We start from the raw sequence: 19,156 nt of genomic DNA on the forward strand, positions 1-19,156 counted from the left end.
CCTCCTTACACATGCTGCATCATGAAAAGTTTACCACCATACGTCTTCTGTAATTGTTCTGGTGTAAAAACATCTTCTGTTGCGCCTGATGCTAAAATCGTTTTGTTTAATAAAATCGTATAATCAAAGTATTCTTTGACGGTTTGAAGATCGTGATGCACGACAAAAATACTTTTTCCTTGTGCTTTTAAATCTTTTAAAATATCAATAATTGTTTTTTCTGTTGCAGCATCTACCCCTGCAAATGGTTCATCTAGGAAGTAAATATCTGCATTTTGTGCAAGTGCTCTAGCCAGGAATACACGCTGCTGCTGTCCTCCTGAAAGCTGCCCGATGGAACGCTCTGCAAAGTCCTGCATTCCTACACTTGCTAACGCTTGTCGAGCGACAATTTTATCTTGCTTCGATGGTCTTTTAAATAAACCCGTATGACCATAACGTCCCATTAACACCACATCAAGTGCGTTTGTAGGGAAATCCCAATCAACGGCATTACGCTGAGGGACATAGCCAACGACTAAACTTTTTGGCTCAAATACTTTCCCTAAAATTTCAACTTTCCCTACTTTATTTGGTAACTGATTTAAGATAGCCTTTAAAAAGGTTGATTTTCCCGCACCGTTCGGACCAATAATGGCAGCTAGATGGCCTTGAGGCACCGTCAAACAGGCATTTTCTAATACTGTTTTCTTATCATACGCTACTGAAAGATTTTCCACTGTTAATGCATACATATTCATTCACCTACTTTAATGCATCGACGATTGTGTCGATGTTATGTTGATACATACCAATATAAGTACCTTCCGTCGTACCTTCAGCACCCATTGCATCCGAAAATAATTCCCCACCGATGATAATGTCGTGCCCTTTTTCTTTAGCCCCTTCAATCACAGCCTTCATGGCTTTATCAGACACACTGGATTCTATAAAGAGAGCTTTAATCTTATTTTCTACTAAAAAATCAACCATCTCCTGTACATCTTTAACACCGTACTCTGAATCCGTACTAAGCCCTTGTAAGCCACGTACTTCAAACCCTTGGCTTCTACCAAAGTAGTTGAACGCATCATGAGCGGTTACCAAAATCCGTTGTGTTTGTGGTATTTCATTGACACGTTTTTTTGCATAGCTTTGTAAATCATCTAGTTTTTTTAAATAAGCTGCTTCATTATTTTGAAAATCCTCTTTAAATTCAGGGTATTCTTTTTGAAGTTGTGTACTTATTGACTTAACAACGCCTTTCCACAGCTCAATATCAAACCAAATATGCGGATCATGCACCATGGCATCATTGTCACTTGCAAGGAGCTGCTTTTCATCTAATGTCTCTCCCACTGCCAAAACAGTTTTATCCTTTGACATTTGTTCAAAAATATCGAGCATTTGCCCTTCTAAATGTAAGCCATTGTAAAAAATGACTTCGGCTTTATCCAATTTTGATAAGTCACTTTGAGTCGCTTTGTATAAGTGAGGATCTACACCTGGTCCCATTAATGCTGATACTTGTAAATGATCGCCACTAATTTCTTTAATGGCATCTGCAATTTGTCCTGTTGTTGCGACAACAATCCCTTCTTTTTCACCCTCTGTATCACTTGTACAACCAAATAATAGAAGCGAGAGCGATAATACCAATACACCAAACCATTGTTTCATTTTTTTACCTCATCTTTCTTTTTTTCTATTGGCTGAAAAATTGCTGGCACTATGCACTAAGAAAACAATTGGCGGACAAGCATATAGTTCATTCTTATTTCTTTTATGTCCGCCATTCAATAGCTTCCATCGTACATGCGATAGCTCTTTCTCATACAACCGCTTTATTTATATGATTTTCCGAATAAGCTGGCGCCAGCTCATCCAGAAAAGGATTAATATTATTCCAGCTCCTACAGATTCTGTGAGTTTCCATAGAATTGCCAGGATTAATAAAACAACCATCGGAAGAATTGTCAGCTTGAAATCACCTAACTCTTTCATTCACGCACTCTTCTTTCTTTAGAGATATTTTGTTTCCCTTAGGAAAAATATATGCTTAATATGAAAATAATTCAACTACTTTATGAAAATTTCATAAAAAAATTTTTTTTATACAAGGAAATTTAATTTCGCCCAAACAAAAAATCCCTAATAGATTATTAGAGATTTTTTAATAAAAATACAAAAACTGAATATTATAGACTTTTATTTTTCCATTCCCTTCGGTTTTCCTATAAATTCAAATGCATAAATATGTGTTTTGGTCAGTTCAATTATATCCTCAATTAATGCTTCCTCTGATTTTTCATAGTCACTGGCAATCCACTGCATCATTAATCCATAAAAACCGTAAGAAGTATAATGCTTGAACATGTCCATATTCACAGGCTGATGATTAATTGTTTCAAACTTAAATTGCTCTTGATAAATTTTTGTAATTGTTAGCGGCATGCGTGTATGCAATCCAGGAATCGTATCTTCCTCATTTAACAACTCAAAATATAGTCGATTCTTATAAATGTAATGAATAATATTAAAGGAAGGTGCTTTCAATTTCGTCGTATAAACTTTCTCCCCATAAAGATACGGCTCACCCACTGCTGCTTCAAGACCATTCAACATCAGCTCTAACAGATTTTCCCCCAGCTCAAATTTATCTTGAAAATGCACATAGAAGGTACTCCGATTATAGCCAGCTCGTTCTACAATATCTTTGACAGTAATCGTTTGAAACCCATGTATTTTAATTAATTCTGCAAATGCTTCATAAAAATGACGACGCGTTCTTTCTTGTCTTTGTGTCCATTTCGGCAATATTTCTTCCTCCTTTTTAGACATTTCAGGTGAATATGTCTACTAGCTAGACACTTACTACTCCTTTAATGATTGTTTCCGTTTTCTAGCGATTTACAATTAAAGTACACCGTGAATTACACAAGGTGCAAGAAATAATATTTTTAAGGGAGTGTCATGTATGGGGAAATTACAAGATAAAGTTGCGATTATTACAGGTGGTGCTTCTGGTATTGGTGCCGCAACGGCCCAAGTTTTTGTAGCTGAGGGTGCAAAGGTAGTACTTGTTGACTTAAACGAAGAAAAAGGCCAAGCATTCGCTGCCCAACTACAAGCAACTGGAGCAGAAGCAATCTTTATGAAAGCAAATGTAACAGATGAAAATGAGGTAGCTGCTATTTACCAAACAACGATAGAGACATTTGGCAAAGTCGATGTTCTTTTTAATAATGCGGGAATTGGTCGTGTAACACCAACAGAGGAGCTCCCTTATACTGAATGGCGTCAAACAGTGAATGTGGATTTAGATGGCGTATTTTTAATGGCACAGGCAGCTATTAAAGAAATGCTTAAAGCGAATGGTGGTACGATTGTCAATACCGCTTCTATGTACGGCTGGGTTGGCTCACCAGGTTCAGCAGCTTACAATGCAGCAAAAGGTGGCGTGATTAACTTAACTCGTTCATTAGCACTTGAGTTTGCAACTCGCGGTATTCGTGTTAATGCCCTATGCCCTGGCTTTATTGATACACCGATTATCCCAGAAGAAAGCAAGGAACCTTTACGTCAAGTGACGCCTATGCAACGTTTAGGTCAACCAGAAGAAATGGCAAAAGCTGTTTTATTCATGGCTTGTGACGATTCAACATTTATGACAGGTAACACATTAACAGTAGATGGTGGCTACACTGCACAATAATTCATGACAAAAATAATCGCTTCCTCATCAGAGGATAGCGATTATTTTTTTATAGCAATCTATTAATTTATAGAAAAATTTGCAGTTTTTATCCATTTCCTGCAAACTATTAACATAACGAGCAAGAAAGGATGAAGATGACGAATGAAAAAATTAATATGCACATTATTAGTTTCCATTCTTATCGTGGCCAGTGCTGGTAATGTACAAGCTGCTGGTTTTAAAGATGTTTCAAAGGATCACTATGCATATGAAGCGATCTTATGGGCAGAAGAATATGATATTGTTAATGGTTTTACTGATGGGACATTTAAACCGAATGCAACTATTACTGAACAACAATTAGCAAAACTGTTAGCTAATTTTTATGAGCTTGAATCGCCCATCGATGAGTTAAAAAAACAAACACCTTCCGCAAATTGGTCGGATGAATTTTATGACCAGCTCGCTAGTTATGGTGTACCTTTAAATGGCTATTTTGATAACCGCATTCGAGCTGCCACGGTCAAACGTGGTGTCGTGGCACAAGCAATTGCCCATCTAGCTAGTGGCAAAAAAGGATTAGATCAATCTATTCAGTTTTTACTCGATTATTATATTTCCTCAGGCCAAAATCCACAGTATGAAAATCGTAACTTACAGAAGTTTTATGGTGTGACGAACAATATGACTCGTGCTCAAGTTGTCACAATGCTATATCGCATGGATGAACGTAATTTTTATGAAATTTCAGCGGATGCACAAGCCATTCATGACAATGCCAACAATGTTTCATTAACAACACGAGCAAAAAATGCTCAAAACCAGCTCGACAAATCATTGCAACAAACGTCCCCTAGTAAGAGTGCCTGGGAAGGTGTTTATACGTATTATTATAAATGGGGTAAAGGCACAACTGATTTTAATCGTCGTGATGCCATCATTTCCAACGCAACAAGTAACAGCTTCTCTATTTCTTTAACGGCGAATGACGGAACTGCTACTGGCAGTGTGGATGGCACCGCTACGCTAACGAGCAGTACTACAGCCTTAATGAATAAATCCTCTAACGGAAATCGCTGTGTCGTAGAGTTGGAGCGCTTATCTAATAATGCCCTAAAAGTTACAGAGATCGATTGTCATGCAGAGCGAGATGAAGGTACTAATTTTTCTGGCACATTAAAGAAACAATAGCTTCTAGCAGAGTCTGATTCGTTCAGGCTCTTTTTTAATCGCCAAAAGTTTGATAGCTATGCTTGGCCATAGCAATAAAATCTTGCAGGCAAGGCTGCATATGCTTATCTTTATGCCAAGCTATATCTGTATAAATGGGCGCGAGGGATAACGAGGACGGTATCTCCACTAAACGCCCACTTTTCAATTCCTGTTCTACGACCATTTTAGGTAAAAACGTAATACCTAAGCCTGCAATCACACATTGCTTAATGGCTTCGATACTGGCAAACTCAATCATTTGTAAGGGCAAGACACCCCCTTGCTGTAGCTGAGCTTCTAAATGATTACGATAGGAGCAGCCTGTTTCCGTTAACAACATCGTTTCAGTTGATAGTTGTTGAGCCGATAGTGGTTGCCTTATATCTTTAGGTGCACTAACAAAAACAAGTTGTTCTTGAATCAATCGCTCACGCTGTAGCATAGATGTTTCTTGATACGTGTCTGTAATAAAAGCCACATCTAATTTGCCTGCTTGTAATAATTCCCTAGCAATTTCAGTTGTATGCACAGGCTTAAAAATAATTTTCACTTGCGGGTGCGCTTGTTGAAATTGCTGTAAAATGCTTGGCAATCGATAGACACACTGACTTTCCTGTGCCCCCACCTTTAATACTACTTGCTCCTGTTCGTTGGACATGGCTTTTTTCATTGCACGATCTAGCTCTAGCATTTTTTGTGCATACTGTTGGAGACGGTTGCCCTCTTCTGTCAGGACGATACGTTTCCCCAACCTCTCAAAAAGAATAACCCCCAACTCTTGTTCAAGTGTTTTAATCTGTGCTGTTATACTCGATTGCGCATAGTCTAGTCGCTGTGCTGTCTGTGTAAAACTTAATGTTTCAGCTGCGGTTAAAAATGTTTGGAGCTGCTTCATATCCATTTACTCGCCCCCCTTAATTCGTCTTTTCCGATACATTTTATCAAAACATTCATCTTTATCGATAGTATAATCCAGTTTACACTAGTTAGTAGCTGCAAGAAAGAGGCGGATGCCAAATGACGATTACCTCATTTATTGGTAGTTCAAGCGAATTAAAGCGTGATCTTGTCATTGTCGCTACACCGATTTATGGCTATAGCATATCTGGCTTTATGAGGTGGGTCGATTCAGCCAAACTGAGCGACAACAAAAGAACCTTTTACCAAATAAAAAGAAACGGATTTGGAAATCGTCCAAATCCATTTTCTTAAATCAAACTAATTTATAATGTATTTTTCATTCCATCCTAACCAATTTTGAACAGCACTTTATCTCATGATAAAAAACTATTTGAATGAATCTTTTAACTCCGTGATATAAACTTTTTTACCACTTTCTAACTTCAAGGTCGGAGCTTTGGCGTGAACTGAGCCCTGCCTTCATAAAATTATAAGATAAACCCCAAAAAACATTTATGACTCGTAACATCCTATTCTCCATTGACGGTTGCCTCATGTATTCCTCCCCTCCTTTTACTTCATCTAAACCAAAACCTATTGTAATTCTCTTCTAAGACATTCAGCCGCAGATAACGCTTTTGAATCTTGCACTATATCTCCTGGTTTGTTTCCTTCTCCTAGAATATATCCTTCAAAAGTTATCCCCATAAAGTCGAAGATATGTTGGAATTGCTGGATCATTGGTAAACCTTTCATATACGGCTGATCTCCACCAACTGCAATTACATACGACTTTTTAGAAGACATCATTGCCTTAAAATCTGGATAATTTGGATCTCTTAAAGTTTGTGACCATCGATCAATAAAGTTCTTCATCATCCCTGTCATGCTATACCAATAAATAGGGGTAGCAAAAATAAGAATATCATGCGGAAGTATGCGTTCAATGATGGCGTTATAATCATCGTTGACTTCAGAGAAACCCTCCTCTGCATGGCGCATATCTATTATTGGTTGAATTATAGTATCCTTTAGATAAATTTCTTCAACGATTAGGCCTTGTGTGGCTAATTTTGTTAATGTCTCTACATTTCCATTCGGACGATTTCCACCATAAATAACTGCTATAGACATTTTAATTATCCCCTCTTCTTTAAATTTTCTACTATTGTTCCCGAATGCTTTAATCTTATTATGATTTTATAAATCGATAAAGATGATTATTTCGATAAAATAGATCGAAAAAATTGATTAAAAGAGGGTCTAATATTTGGAATTAACTATTGCACACCTTCTTGCATGATACAAAGATAAAATGTAAGCAACCAAGTAAGTTATATTGATATCTCAGTATAATAAAATATTGCATTATTTATTATTTCATAAATAACTATTAAAAGAGAGCAACTTTGAAAGCAAAGATGAAGAATGGCCATTAGGGGTAGCAACACATGACGGAAAAGTGTACACTGTAAATAATACATATATTGGCAAAATTTCCATGTATGCATCTTTAACATAAAAATTCATTATTGAGAGGTGTAGTAATGAACGTGAAAGTTATCCTTACATTATTCACTGTTACATTGTTCCTAGCTTTTGGTTACACGGCACACGCGGAAAATCTTCATGACTATTATGAAGATGTAACAGAATATGACTTGAAAAATAGCATGATTCTTTCTCCTGAAAGCTCCATGGCATTTATTAATGGGCAGAAGGTAGCTGCCGTTCAGCCGATTGTTAAAGATGGAAGAACATTAGTACCCCTTCGTTTTATTTCTGAAGGATTTGGTGCAAAGATAGATTTTAATACAAAAAATCAGTCCGTTACCATTAAATACGCTAACAAAACCATTTTCCTGAAAATAGGAAATAATAATATTTCAATAAATGGAAAATCGAGCGAAATGGATGTGGCCGCAAGCATTTACAACAATTCAACGTATATTCCTTTAAGGTATATTGGCGAGGCATTTTATAAAAAAGTAGTCTATTTAAAAAATGCAGAGATTCAACCATATAGTTTGATTATAATTAGGGACGTTAACGGCACAGCAATCGAAAACCTTAATCTTATCCGCGTTTCTGAATTACTATACCAAGGAAAATCCATTGTCTATAGTGACCGTTTTATGGCAGTCATTAAAGAAAACGGTCACTTATTATTTAGCAATACTTTCAATGATTTCGAGCCTTTTGTTTATCATGAATTGATTGAAGATAAAAACTCGGTTCGATTAGGGGATATATGGTTTAATACAGATATGGGCTATTTTTATTTGAATTATGCCTATAACACAACGCAGGAATTTATTTTATACCATGTGGATGGAGAAGCGATTACAAGGGTAGCGATTGAAAAAGCACCGATAAAGGCGGTAAAAACATATCTAAACAATGTCTATTACTTGACAAGATATGAGCGAGGTATTCTCAATGCTGATGAAACAAGCAATTTAAAATATGCAACGTTTAACAATGGACAATGGTTTTCCGATTATTTAGGTAAGCCTGGGTTTTATTATGGCTTTGACACATTAGGTAATATCTATGATTGGCAAATTAATGTTAACGGGATCTCTACATTTGGCTATCAACGCTCTGGCGATTTAAGCTCTGATGAAAGAAAAAAAACGTTTGGACATTATAGAATCGAGCTGAAGGGGAAGCACCATGAGCTTGTAACGCCATAAAGTAATTGGCTAGTAGAAGTTCTTATTGTTTAGAACTTCTACTAGCCATTGTTTTTTTAAAAATTGAAGGTTCTTTTCCCAAAAAACAATGATTTTTTGACAATCTATTAGCTGGTTTAGCTTTAGTACATTCTTTCACAACGAACAATGCTAAATTCTCATAATTTGTTTTATTTCTCCCAAATCAATTCCGCTCGTTCTAAAATTGATTCCCAAGAATCTTTTCCAGCAGTAATTTTTTCACTATCGAATTCTACATAGTACACCGCATCTATTTTTCCACTTTCAGGAAGGTTAAAGATATATTCTCGTTCATTATTTTCATTATTAATAAGGTTTCTTGAAAGGTTTCTTGAAGGCGAATCGGCAATTGTTTTTGTGTAATAAATAAAACTCACAATCTTTTTTTCTCCATCAATTTCAAAACCCCTAGGATATGTTGCGTGAACCCCTGAATAACCTTTACCATAATAATGAGAAATCAGTTTATTATCATTTTGCTTTTCAATTTTGATTAGATTCTTTGAATACGGGATAACCGTTTCATAATAAAAAACAGAAGCAAACACTCCATATAAAATAAAAGCCGTTGCTAAAACAGAAATGATAGAAATTTTCAATTTTTTATTACGCCATTTTTTATTAATCTTTTTAAAAATAGAGGCCTTATTTTCTGCTGGAATAAACAGTTCACGTCTCATTGCTTCAAATTCTTTTTGACATTTTTCACAATGCAATAAATGCTCCTCTATCATTTCTTTTGTATCTTGGCTAACTACCTCATCTATATAGAGAGGTAAAACATCCTGTATAATTGTACATTTAGTTTCTCTCATATTCCATCTCCTCCATATAATCGATAATTTGTTTCCTCGCTCTATAAAAAGTCACCCTTGCCCATCCAGCGCTTTTCCCAAAGAGACGCCCTATTTTCTCAAAAGGCAATTCACCAAAGGTACGGAGTGAAAAGACTTCCTTATATGGTTCATTCATCGAGTGAAGAAACTGATGAACTGTGAAGGCATCTTCCTCATTCATCAGGTGCTTTACAATTTGAACTCCTGTCATTACTGTTTCTTTTTCTTCTAAATCGATTTGCTTCTTCTTTTTCTTGTAGTGCGAGAAGTATGTATTTTTTGCAATTGTAAAAAGCCAAGCTCGAATATCTTTAGAACCATCGAAATTTTCAATGGCCTTTATCGCTTTAAAAAAAGCTTCTTGCGTAATTTCTTCAGCTATACTTTCATCATTGCTTAAAGATTTGATAAATAAATAAACTTCTTGAAAGTAATCGCGATAGATCTCCTCAAAGTCCATTCTTTTCACCTCCCTCACTTATATAACTCCCAGAATTTAATTACGTTACAAAAATTTAGAACTTATTTACACTCAGAGCCAAATATATTTTCTAAAGCATTAATCTCTAACTAATTTAGGTTCACCATAATGTAGATAATTCTCATCAAAAAATAAGCATATTCGACGGAATATACCTGTATCATTTATTAACAATAAAGAAAAAAAGAGCTGCATTATGCAACTCAATGATCTTCAAGTAAAGCCTCCGTTAGCTTAAGTATTTTCTTTCACAAACTTTTGCTTGGTGTTAATCCGATTTAATAACCTTTTGTTCAATTCCCATAACGCGGTTTTATTGCTATCCCATTTCAAAAGCGTTACTGCCTGTTCAAAACATAACCATTTGTAGTTGAGGTGCTCTTTTGATAAAGATATATCTTTTGTAGGAACTTTAACACCAAAAGAAAATTCTTTTAAAACATAAACATCTTCTCCCCAAAGGAAGTTCCCAACTACATCTTCTACTGGTAGTGAAGACATAGAATCTAATTCAATATATGGATAATCTCTTGTAATACCAGCCTCTTCAAATGCTTCTCGTTTAGCTGATTCAATAGGAGTTTCACCCTCTTCTCCACCACCAGCTAATCCTTGCCAATATCCATAATCACTTCTCTTAAAAATTGCATATTCAATAGAATTGTCAGTGATTATATAAGGAAATACCAAAACTTGATAAGGTGCCCTCATTGCTTTTCTCCTCCCAAAAATAATTTGACCTTTCTTCAACCAACTTGCTCCGTTAGTTCATATCAAATTTGTTTATTAGACAAAGCACAAACCTTTCCAAAGCGTCGTTTTGGGTACCTTTCGTTAAAGAATATTATTCAAAAATATGGCCCTTTAAAAAAGACGCGTTCCTAAATAAACGCGCCCAGAAGTGCTAATTTTCTTAGAATAATCTTAAACTGTAGAATTGTTCATAATTAACAACTTCATAATACGTTGTGAAGTCTAAATCAGTTAAAAGGAAAGAATCTTTTGCGACTAAATAATTATGAATCGATAAGGAGGCTTTATAATAATCTTTAAAAGTCTCTTCGTTTAAATTGTTTTTATACGCTGAAAGTATATTTTCATATTCTTCAATAGTTTTCAATTGACTGATGAATTCATAATCTTTTTTAGCATATTTATTTTCTAAGTTATCTTCTAAAATTGCTTTTACATCACTTGTATATGCCAATAAATCGGCATATTTCTCCGGTGGTAACATTGGTTTGACGGTTATATTCCATATATCTTCTGAATAAAGAGAGTATTTGTCTTTTAATTGTGTCGGAATCATTTTTTTATATTCTATGAAATCCTTCACATCTTCTTTGGAAATATCAAAAGTATTCACGATAGCAATTTCCAATCGTAATATATTTTCTTTTTCAGCATCAATTATTTTGATGATTTCATTTAACAATTCTTTGTAACGAGTTAAATCTTTTTCTGCAGGTTCTGCTTTAAGCATAGGACCGTATCCGCCATCTTTAAAAACTTTAGGTTCTAATTCCATTAGCTCTAATTTCTTCTCGTTTAATTGAATCGCAGCGTCTTTTAAAGAAGCCTGATAATTTTGTAGTATTTCGTCATCGATCGCGCTTAGATTGCTTAAGTGTTGATAAACTCGTTTCATTTTTTGTGTACGCTCTTCTTCTGTTAATACTTTAGCATTTTCAAAGACCGTTGTGTTTTCAAAATTGTAACTTCCGTATCTTTTGTAATCCCAAACAAAATCAAGCAAACTGTTTCTTAAATTACTTAATTCCACGACTTCTTGATTTGTAACTGTTACCTGAGAAAGTTCGGATTGTGTATCGGTTAACTCTTTCCCATCTTTTGTTTCGGTATCTGAACACCCTGTAAGTAATGCAGCTCCTAAGCTACTTAATATTAAAAATTTGCTTTTGAATTTCATGATTGTACCCCTTTTAAATATAAAACATTTTTTCTTTCACAAGTATATCCGTTAGTAAATATGTATGTATATATCGTATAAATTTGCGATGTATTCCTAGACCACCTAAAAAGAAACATAGTAAAATAATTGCTACATAGCTTTTTTTCGAAGTCTGTTGTTGTATTTTTATCAATCAATTTTCTTTTATATAGTAAGTATTTACTAAATTACCATTCAAAAGTCTATCATTTCTTTATGTTTTTCTCAACAGCTATTTAGTTAAGCAACTTCAGAGCAGCTATATCAACTGAAGATGTACCTATCTCGGTTCATATAATTTAGTACATTCATTTTATTGTCAGCTGATTATTTCGTATAGGACTTTAAGAAAGTCTCTACACCATTTTTTGAGTACGGCGAACCCATTCACTTACAACCCTATTTGTCACTCCGATGTCTTCTGCGTTTCAATCATAGATTCATCTCTATTTAAGTATCGCTTGACTGCTTGAATACGTTGTTCAGCATTTACTTTTGCCATAAAAAACCCCCGTAAAAGTTAGATTGATGTCTAACTTTTACAGGGCAGTTCAAGGAATCCCTTGCGCTTTTTTGTTCTTAGTTGATCTCAGTTTCTAATGTTTCTTTCCAATCTTGTTCATAGTCCTCTTCATCAAGAACAACGTTATAAATTTTCCATTTACCATCAGCACTTTTCTTAAGATAAGCAGTTCCTGATAAGTCAATTGTCATGTTAAAAGACATATCTGGAGCTGTAAAAGAAACTTTATATACTAAGTTATCAATGCGGACTTGTGCAAAATGATTATTTACAGAAACAGCATTGATTACATTTTCACCAATCTGTTCCATCGTGAATTTAGTATCTGGTTCTTCAATCATACCTGCCATACCCATACTATCAAGTGAATAAGCTAGTTGGTAACCTATTGTTGTTTCACGATAAAGGGCTTTTAATGCTTCTACGTCTTGTTGGGCAGTGAATTTCATCTCATCTTTAATGTTACGATCAACTGTTTGCATGATCGCAAGTTGATCTTCATCTGTTCCTGGCACTAGATGCAAGGCACGGTCAATCATCACGATAGCTTCAGCACGAGTTGCATCATTATAAGGTTTGAAGACATCTCCGTACCCTTTGATAATTCCTAAAGCTGCCGTTTTCATAACCGCTTCATAGGCAAAATTCCCCTGTGGTACATCCGGGAATACTTTTCCTGTTGCTGAAAAATCAAGCGTTGACTCGAATGCACGGTAAATCATGACTGCCATTTCGTTACGTGTAATCTTATCATTCGGTCGGAAAGTACCGTCTGGTTTACCATTGATAATGCCTTGGCTACTGGCAACCTTAACATACTCGTAATACCAATTCGCCGATTTTACATCAGGGAACGATTTAACTGTTTCACCTGCACGTAAATTCATCGAATTCACTAAAATTTTAGTGAATTCAGCACGAGTAATCGAATTTTTTGGTTTTATAGAGACGTATGTATAGTCATATTTCTCGCCATCTTCTTCAAACGATTCTGTTTCCACATATCCGTCAATAATATCCGAATACAAGAAACGTTCCAATTCATTGTATGCCCAATGATCGTAATCAACATCATCCAAATAATATAAATCGATGGATTTTTCTGCTGCTACTGCTGGCGAAACAGAAATAAATCCAAATAATACAAGGGAAGATAAAAAAACATATAGTGCTTTCATTGGTTTGCCTCTACTTTCTTCTATTAAACTTTTTCCAATAAACGTAGTTTACATGACTGCTACAAATATTAATAGAGTGTAAAATATGGAAATGAAAATGTTTTCGAGAAAGACGATTCATATAAAATTAGTCGTAGTTCTCATGAAAATCTGGTGGAGGTATTATTTGCTACTGTTTTGGTTTCATTAGAAGATCATTACGAACCGAAAAAGAAACTATTTCAGAGAAAAGGGCATTTTTAGGGGGGCGAAGGTGTTTGATTATGAGGAAAAACAGGAATTGTTGAATTCCAGAAAGACGCTTTCCTTATTTCAAAAAAGCGCCAGATTGCGGAAAATCCTTATTCGACTATAGCCCCCATTATTTGAGGAAGAACTCTAGCTTTATAAGCACCTGATAATCATTTATTTGGATATCCATTCATATTGAATATCAGCTAAATTTTCTTCATTTTCATGTCCTCTACCTATGATTTTAAATCCTTGTTTTTCATAAAATCGTTGTGCATTTTCATTTACTTCAAATGTGTATAATGTTAATCTCCCACTTGATTGTGCTTTTACTTTATCTAGTAATATATGACCTATACCGATTCCTTGATAATCTACATGAATATATAATTGGCTTATTTCCCTTTCGTTATAGGCAATCATTCCAACTACTTTTTCATCAATTAACACTAAATCTATTTGAAACTGTTCAGATAATATATGATTTAAAAAATAAACGTGACTTTCAAAGCTGTGAATTTCTTTCTGACCAATAGCCTGTTCCTTACTATCTCGCCACATATCCACTGTTTGTTCAGCGTATTTGGGATTATACTGAGTAATAATTATTTTGTGTTGGTTCACTACAATACCTCCTTAGGTTTTTTACTGCATAATATATTTTTCTCCTGTATAAATTCGATGAATGCTTGTTTTTCACTAATCTGCACCGTTAACCCAATAAGAGATTGCTCTAATTGAACAATCTCTCCCTTTAGCACAATAACATTTACATTTATTTTAATGATTTAGAAATTGGTGAAATTTGATTTTCCCAATTAATTGGTCCCTCATTAGGTTCAATATACTTCCGCCAATACTCTCCGCTTTGTTTATCAAATATTATAATATTACTATCGTTTAGCGAGATTAACTCATACCTGAATTGTTCTTCCTCCGTTTTATTAACTTGTTCGGAATTTACAGACTGCGAGATAAACCATGAACTTAAAAGAATACAGAATCCTAAGAAAACAATAGAAAAAGACATTAAATTTTTGTTCACATACTAACCCCCATAAGGTAAATGCATACATTATATCATTTAACAAATTATAACATTTCACTTATTTTATTGAACAAACCTGCCAGTTAGTTTAAATGAGAAACTACACAATCTTACTCTAATTATAAACAAACAATTTTATTGCGTTAGCTTAAGTTTATTCCTTCACAATCTCAATTATAGTATAAATATGCGTTTGTTTTCTTTCATAATCTGGCCCTATTACTGAAAAAGGCACAATTCCAATTCAAGAATTGCGCCCGGATAATGAATACCAAGTCGGTGATTAGTCTTAGTAAAGCCCCCGTTAGTTGAAGAAATTATGATTTCCACATTTACATACTTTCAATATCCTATTTGATCTAATCCGATTACGATAATAATCAAAATCACATCAATAATAGCCAAGACCCCAGAGATTTTTCCGACTGTATCCCCAAACCATAAGGTAAAAATAGATGTAAAAATGGCTATAACACCTATCATAATTAAGAGAATACCGACTCTATTCCCTAGTCTTTCTATATTTACTGGTTGCCACGTTTCCCTAAAACCTGCAAGAAATGCAAATGCCTGTTTTGTCCGAACAATATTGCCAGCCCAAATTACAAATACCCCGAAAACTAAGCCGATTACCATATCCATTCCCATTACTTTTGTCCTCCCTTTTAATGAGCAGTTATTTTCACAAATTTAACATATGTATTTAATAAAATGACCCGTTTATGAAAGTGTCATTTTTTAGTACGATACGACATTTTTGATTTTAATTATTTGGTCAATTATAACATATGAAACAATATCTAGGTCGATAGACATCTGAAAAGAGGTTTCTTAAAATACTTGTTATAAAAGAAGATGCACATAAATTCCCTTCCTAAAACCAAACCTTATTCGATATATAGTAATTCTTTACTTCCTACATATAATGGCCCTAATGCTGAAAAAGGCACCTCCAAATGTTAGAGTCGTGTCTAACATTTGGGGTGCAGATCGATTACAGAAAAGCGCCCGATTGTGGAGCAAAAAAGCCATAGTTAGTTGAGAAAGATCTAAAGGAGTTAAGATTGATTAACTACTTTTATATCTCCAAAAGTAATTTTCATATTGGGAGCCTATAATAAAGTGGAATCAATGTTAAAAACTTGTGAAAACGAGTTTTAGTAATACAAAATAGAACCCTCTCAGCTAACAAAATGATTTATGTACCTTTTTGTCTGTATGAAAATGAGGGCATCAGTCCGGCAAAGTCTCCTGCTAAACTAGCGAGCGGCTTCCACTTATCGGTAGCTATTTTATAGTTTCCCGCATAGATTGCTTCATCTATTTGGACACATTCAACTTTTCCTAGCACTAGATAATCTCCACCGACAGGGATAATTTGGTCTAACTTAAGTTCTATTGAGATTGGCGCTTCTCGCACTGCCGGTACATTCAAAACTTTAGCATTCTGGACAGTTACTCCTGCAAGCTCAAACTCATTTTTCTCAGCTTCTACACTTGCCGATGTACGATACATCGCTTCTCCAAGCTGCTCAGGTACCATATTAATTATATATTCTTTTACTTCACGAATGTTTGTTAACGTATCCTTAATACTTCCGATTCGTTCATTAACACCTGGTCCTATTGAGATCAAAAGTGTTGGTGGATTTCTAGATGCTACAGTAAAAAAGCTGAATGGTGCTAAATTTAAAATGCCGTCCTTACTTTTTGAAGAAACCCATGCAATCGGTCTAGGTATCACAGAGCCAATTAACAATTTATACATCTCATCCTCTCTCAAATCAATTGTATTAAATATGAGTTTCTGTTCTTTAGACATCTATTCATTCTCCTTCAACTTATTTGCTTAAGTAATATGTCGACTTTATAATTGAATTATTATTACTTCTGAAATACTAATAATTCCATCCCAAATTATAAACTGGAATACAAATAAAACTAGTATGCACTTTTTTGTTAGGTACTTACATAAAGGAGAGTGATGTTATTGCCGGAATTAGGTAATAATTTCATAAGTTGCAACAATCAAAGACCCTTTGACTTCACATTATCGTTAATCGGTGGCAAGTGGAAAATGAAAATAATGTATGAATTATCTTCCGATACGATATTACGTTATGGAGAGTTAAAGCAGAAAATTCCAGCTATCACTCACAAAATGTTAAGTTCTCAGTTAAAAGAACTAGAGAACTCTGGAATTGTTCAAAGAAATGAATACCCTCAAATTCCCCCAAAAGTGGAATACTCCTTAACGCCAAAAGGAAAGAGTTTAATGCCAATATTAGAGGAAATGTGCAAATGGGGCGTAAAAAATCAAAAATGAGAATCTTATAACAGGTAAAAGCGTAGCACTAACCCTAGTGAAATTGGGTGAACTTTGCCGATATTGTTTCCCATTTATGAAATGCAGAGAGCGTGGGAGTGAAGCAACAGAAGTCCATGCATAAAGCCTTCTATGTCATGGTCGATTCAGAGCCGCTAGTGCACGTGCTGGATAACTTGATTACAAATGCGATGACCGAAGTTTTTGCAGGATACTCTATGTTCTCGATGTACCGTTGTTCTTGTAGTTATGCTTAGTACTTTTCAAAAATAGAACAAACCAGTGAAACATCTGGTTTTAGAAACCCATCTTTTATTGTAGTTAGTTTAATGTGATGACCAAGTTCGGAGATTCCAGTTGTCCTCTTACAAAAGTCCAACCTCAAGCAGTCCAAAAACAAGGATGTAGGTGTTACCACAGCTTGTCCATTCCCATGAATAAAGACGCTTTCCCTGTTACGGAAAAGCGTCTTTTAAGGGAACAACTAAAATATGGCTAAAATCCCTTATAGCTTGTTGAACTAACTCCTGTTTCTTAAATTGAGGACTGATGATTAAATTCGATTTTTGCATTTTTCATCAGTTTATGTATCTATTCGTTGCTTCTTTGTGTAAAATCAGAAAATCTCTTAATGACCAAATGAAGAATAGAAATGGTAAACCAGAGATGAATGAAAAACTTAAAAGAAATGAAATCATCCCGTATTCTCCGCTATCATTTCCCAAAACACCCATTATAAATGCTACTGGAATAGTCGCGAAAAAAATCAAGAAATTTATCCCACAGGTAAATTTATAATGCTTTAAAGAAGATTCTTTAGGCTCTTTTTTTCTGAAAAAGAAATAAAAGATAATTTGATAAAGATAAAAAATTGGTAAAAATATTTCTGCAAACGTTACGACTATTGACATTTAATTCAACTCTTTTTCAAATAAAATAATGTTATAGAAATTCACCCATAGAATGTTTGACCTATAAAATCTTAACAATCTATTGCCTTATTTCATATATGTAATTTTTCCCACTAAACTTCCAAGTTAGTTTAAGTGAGAAACTTCACAATCTTACTCTATATTTCAACAATAATATCCAATTTATTAAAAACGTTCCTCAACAATCTGGCCCGATCGTAATATGAGGTTAGCCAGATTTTTCTGGTTGACCTTTTTCTTTTAGGTCTTATTATAACGGTAGTCGGGGTAGAACGTCTGGCCCGTGGGACTTGATCCCGTCCGCAAAACTGTTCACCCCCTACTTGTATAAACATGTTTCGAGCTGGTTGGGACAAGGATCCCGTTTAACAAGCGAACCTATGACATTACAAGCAGCTATAGGGGTTACCGACTAATTAGTGTTCAAGGAGGAGATTTGATTATGAATCCAGTCGTAGGTCTGGATGTTTCAAAAGGAGAAAGTCAGGTTCAAGCCTTTTTAGATAAAGGCCAACCATATCGTAAGAGCTTCAGTATTAACCATACTCTTGATGGATTAGATAATTTATTAGAATTTCTTAGGGATATAGAGAAATTGGCTGATGGTAAGCAACCTTCGGTTATTTTAGAATCTACAGGTCAATATCATATGCCTGTCATTCAATTTTTGGAGGAGCAACAATATGTCTATATAATTGTAAACCCACTTATCTCTCATCGAGCTAAAAGTACAAATTTACGCAAAGTAAAGACCGATGCCATTGATGCCTATCATTTATGTGAATTGTATTATAAGGAAGAGTTAGAACCATATAAAAAAAGGGGCATACAACTCTTAAACCTTCGTAATCTCACTAGACAACAAGAAACGGTATCAAGCACGGCTGCACAAACAAAATTACAGCTACAATCAATCTTAGATCAGGTATTTCCTGAATATAGAGGTGTCTTTGGGAATCTCTATTCAAAGATTTCGTTACAGATTCTATCAATCTTTCCAACTTCGGCAGAAGTTCTAAGCGTAAGCGAATCTGATCTTACCGATAAAATTGCAGAATTATGTACAACCCGTTCAGAAAAATGGGCAAAAGAAAAAGCAATTAAATTGAGAGAAGCTGCATTACGTAATCCATTTCAAAACAACT

The 19,156-nt window shown here is 34.8% G+C and carries 22 protein-coding genes; 6 read left to right on the top strand and 16 right to left on the bottom strand.

Translation table 11 applies throughout. The annotated features are described in order from the left end of the window. Nucleotides 1-5 precede the first annotated feature (5 nt). The 3 genes from GJU32_RS13070 to GJU32_RS13080 form a co-directional block, all read right to left on the bottom strand. Nucleotides 6-734, bottom strand: a complete 729-nt coding sequence (locus GJU32_RS13070) for a metal ABC transporter ATP-binding protein (RefSeq protein ID WP_155592392.1) — start codon at nucleotides 732-734, stop codon at nucleotides 6-8. A 10-nt stretch (nucleotides 735-744) separates the two neighbouring features. Next, nucleotides 745-1,659 (bottom strand): metal ABC transporter solute-binding protein, Zn/Mn family, encoded by a 915-nt coding sequence (locus GJU32_RS13075; protein ID WP_155592393.1) that lies wholly within the window; start codon nucleotides 1,657-1,659, stop codon nucleotides 745-747. A gap of 528 nt (nucleotides 1,660-2,187) precedes the next feature. Then, the gene (locus GJU32_RS13080) at nucleotides 2,188-2,796 is read right to left on the bottom strand and encodes a TetR/AcrR family transcriptional regulator (RefSeq protein ID WP_155592394.1); all 609 of its coding nucleotides are present in this window, start codon (nucleotides 2,794-2,796) and stop codon (nucleotides 2,188-2,190) included. Nucleotides 2,797-2,956: 160 nt separating this feature from the next. Here GJU32_RS13080 and GJU32_RS13085 point away from each other — a divergent pair, with 160 nt between their 5' ends. Beyond that, nucleotides 2,957-3,694 (top strand): SDR family NAD(P)-dependent oxidoreductase, encoded by a 738-nt coding sequence (locus GJU32_RS13085; RefSeq protein WP_155592395.1) that lies wholly within the window; start codon nucleotides 2,957-2,959, stop codon nucleotides 3,692-3,694. 144 nt (nucleotides 3,695-3,838) lie between these two features. Next, on the top strand, nucleotides 3,839-4,867 hold the full coding sequence (locus GJU32_RS13090) for an S-layer homology domain-containing protein (RefSeq protein ID WP_155592396.1): 1,029 nt from the start codon (nucleotides 3,839-3,841) through the stop codon (nucleotides 4,865-4,867). Between the two features lie 34 nt (nucleotides 4,868-4,901). Here GJU32_RS13090 and GJU32_RS13095 read toward each other — a convergent pair whose 3' ends face one another. After that, nucleotides 4,902-5,789 (bottom strand): LysR family transcriptional regulator, encoded by an 888-nt coding sequence (locus tag GJU32_RS13095; RefSeq protein WP_155592397.1) that lies wholly within the window; start codon nucleotides 5,787-5,789, stop codon nucleotides 4,902-4,904. Between the two features lie 116 nt (nucleotides 5,790-5,905). On the opposite strand from GJU32_RS13095, the gene GJU32_RS13100 reads away from it, so the two are divergent. Then, nucleotides 5,906-6,100 (top strand): hypothetical protein, encoded by a 195-nt coding sequence (locus tag GJU32_RS13100; RefSeq protein ID WP_155592398.1) that lies wholly within the window; start codon nucleotides 5,906-5,908, stop codon nucleotides 6,098-6,100. A 282-nt stretch (nucleotides 6,101-6,382) separates the two neighbouring features. Here the strand turns inward: GJU32_RS13100 and GJU32_RS13105 are convergent, their stop codons facing one another. After that, nucleotides 6,383-6,922 carry a flavodoxin family protein gene (locus GJU32_RS13105; RefSeq protein ID WP_155592399.1) on the bottom strand — a complete coding sequence of 180 codons (540 nt, stop codon included), beginning with the start codon at nucleotides 6,920-6,922 and terminating at the stop codon, nucleotides 6,383-6,385. Between the two features lie 413 nt (nucleotides 6,923-7,335). Here GJU32_RS13105 and GJU32_RS13110 point away from each other — a divergent pair, with 413 nt between their 5' ends. Next, complete coding sequence (locus GJU32_RS13110) at nucleotides 7,336-8,484, top strand: copper amine oxidase N-terminal domain-containing protein (protein ID WP_155592400.1); 1,149 nt, start codon at nucleotides 7,336-7,338, stop codon at nucleotides 8,482-8,484. Nucleotides 8,485-8,654: 170 nt separating this feature from the next. Here the strand turns inward: GJU32_RS13110 and GJU32_RS13115 are convergent, their stop codons facing one another. The 10 genes from GJU32_RS13115 to GJU32_RS13160 form a co-directional block, all read right to left on the bottom strand. Continuing rightward, complete coding sequence (locus tag GJU32_RS13115) at nucleotides 8,655-9,320, bottom strand: zf-HC2 domain-containing protein (protein WP_155592401.1); 666 nt, start codon at nucleotides 9,318-9,320, stop codon at nucleotides 8,655-8,657. Continuing rightward, nucleotides 9,307-9,801, bottom strand: coding sequence for an RNA polymerase sigma factor (locus tag GJU32_RS13120; protein WP_155592402.1), 495 nt, complete (start codon nucleotides 9,799-9,801; stop codon nucleotides 9,307-9,309). Before GJU32_RS13120 ends, GJU32_RS13115 begins: the two co-directional genes overlap by 14 nt. A gap of 255 nt (nucleotides 9,802-10,056) precedes the next feature. Further along, nucleotides 10,057-10,533, bottom strand: a complete 477-nt coding sequence (locus tag GJU32_RS13125) for an NUDIX hydrolase (protein WP_155592422.1) — start codon at nucleotides 10,531-10,533, stop codon at nucleotides 10,057-10,059. A 202-nt stretch (nucleotides 10,534-10,735) separates the two neighbouring features. After that, the gene (locus GJU32_RS13130) at nucleotides 10,736-11,752 is read right to left on the bottom strand and encodes a hypothetical protein (protein WP_155592403.1); all 1,017 of its coding nucleotides are present in this window, start codon (nucleotides 11,750-11,752) and stop codon (nucleotides 10,736-10,738) included. A 13-nt stretch (nucleotides 11,753-11,765) separates the two neighbouring features. Continuing rightward, nucleotides 11,766-11,927 carry an NINE protein gene (locus GJU32_RS23770; protein ID WP_155592404.1) on the bottom strand — a complete coding sequence of 54 codons (162 nt, stop codon included), beginning with the start codon at nucleotides 11,925-11,927 and terminating at the stop codon, nucleotides 11,766-11,768. Nucleotides 11,928-12,352: 425 nt separating this feature from the next. Further along, nucleotides 12,353-13,474 (bottom strand): S-layer homology domain-containing protein, encoded by a 1,122-nt coding sequence (locus GJU32_RS13140; protein ID WP_155592405.1) that lies wholly within the window; start codon nucleotides 13,472-13,474, stop codon nucleotides 12,353-12,355. Between the two features lie 405 nt (nucleotides 13,475-13,879). Next, complete coding sequence (locus tag GJU32_RS13145; RefSeq protein WP_155592406.1) at nucleotides 13,880-14,329, bottom strand: GNAT family N-acetyltransferase; 450 nt, start codon at nucleotides 14,327-14,329, stop codon at nucleotides 13,880-13,882. 151 nt (nucleotides 14,330-14,480) lie between these two features. Further along, nucleotides 14,481-14,750 (bottom strand): hypothetical protein, encoded by a 270-nt coding sequence (locus GJU32_RS13150; protein ID WP_230875041.1) that lies wholly within the window; start codon nucleotides 14,748-14,750, stop codon nucleotides 14,481-14,483. A 345-nt stretch (nucleotides 14,751-15,095) separates the two neighbouring features. Next, nucleotides 15,096-15,401, bottom strand: a complete 306-nt coding sequence (locus GJU32_RS13155; RefSeq protein WP_155592407.1) for a DUF3784 domain-containing protein — start codon at nucleotides 15,399-15,401, stop codon at nucleotides 15,096-15,098. 550 nt (nucleotides 15,402-15,951) lie between these two features. Continuing rightward, nucleotides 15,952-16,575, bottom strand: coding sequence for a flavin reductase family protein (locus GJU32_RS13160; protein WP_155592408.1), 624 nt, complete (start codon nucleotides 16,573-16,575; stop codon nucleotides 15,952-15,954). A 168-nt stretch (nucleotides 16,576-16,743) separates the two neighbouring features. Here GJU32_RS13160 and GJU32_RS13165 point away from each other — a divergent pair, with 168 nt between their 5' ends. Then, nucleotides 16,744-17,079, top strand: coding sequence for a winged helix-turn-helix transcriptional regulator (locus GJU32_RS13165; protein ID WP_230875042.1), 336 nt, complete (start codon nucleotides 16,744-16,746; stop codon nucleotides 17,077-17,079). 578 nt (nucleotides 17,080-17,657) lie between these two features. On the opposite strand, the gene GJU32_RS13170 is transcribed toward GJU32_RS13165, so the two are convergent. Continuing rightward, the gene (locus GJU32_RS13170) at nucleotides 17,658-17,990 is read right to left on the bottom strand and encodes a hypothetical protein (protein ID WP_155592410.1); all 333 of its coding nucleotides are present in this window, start codon (nucleotides 17,988-17,990) and stop codon (nucleotides 17,658-17,660) included. A 463-nt stretch (nucleotides 17,991-18,453) separates the two neighbouring features. On the opposite strand from GJU32_RS13170, the gene GJU32_RS13175 reads away from it, so the two are divergent. Beyond that, a partial coding sequence (locus GJU32_RS13175; RefSeq protein WP_155592411.1) for an IS110 family transposase occupies nucleotides 18,454-19,156 on the top strand: 703 nt, incomplete at its 3' end.

Origin of the sequence: Lysinibacillus cavernae, from assembly GCF_009724685.1 — a bacterium.
Classification (GTDB): Bacteria; Bacillota; Bacilli; order Bacillales_A; family Planococcaceae; genus Lysinibacillus; species Lysinibacillus cavernae.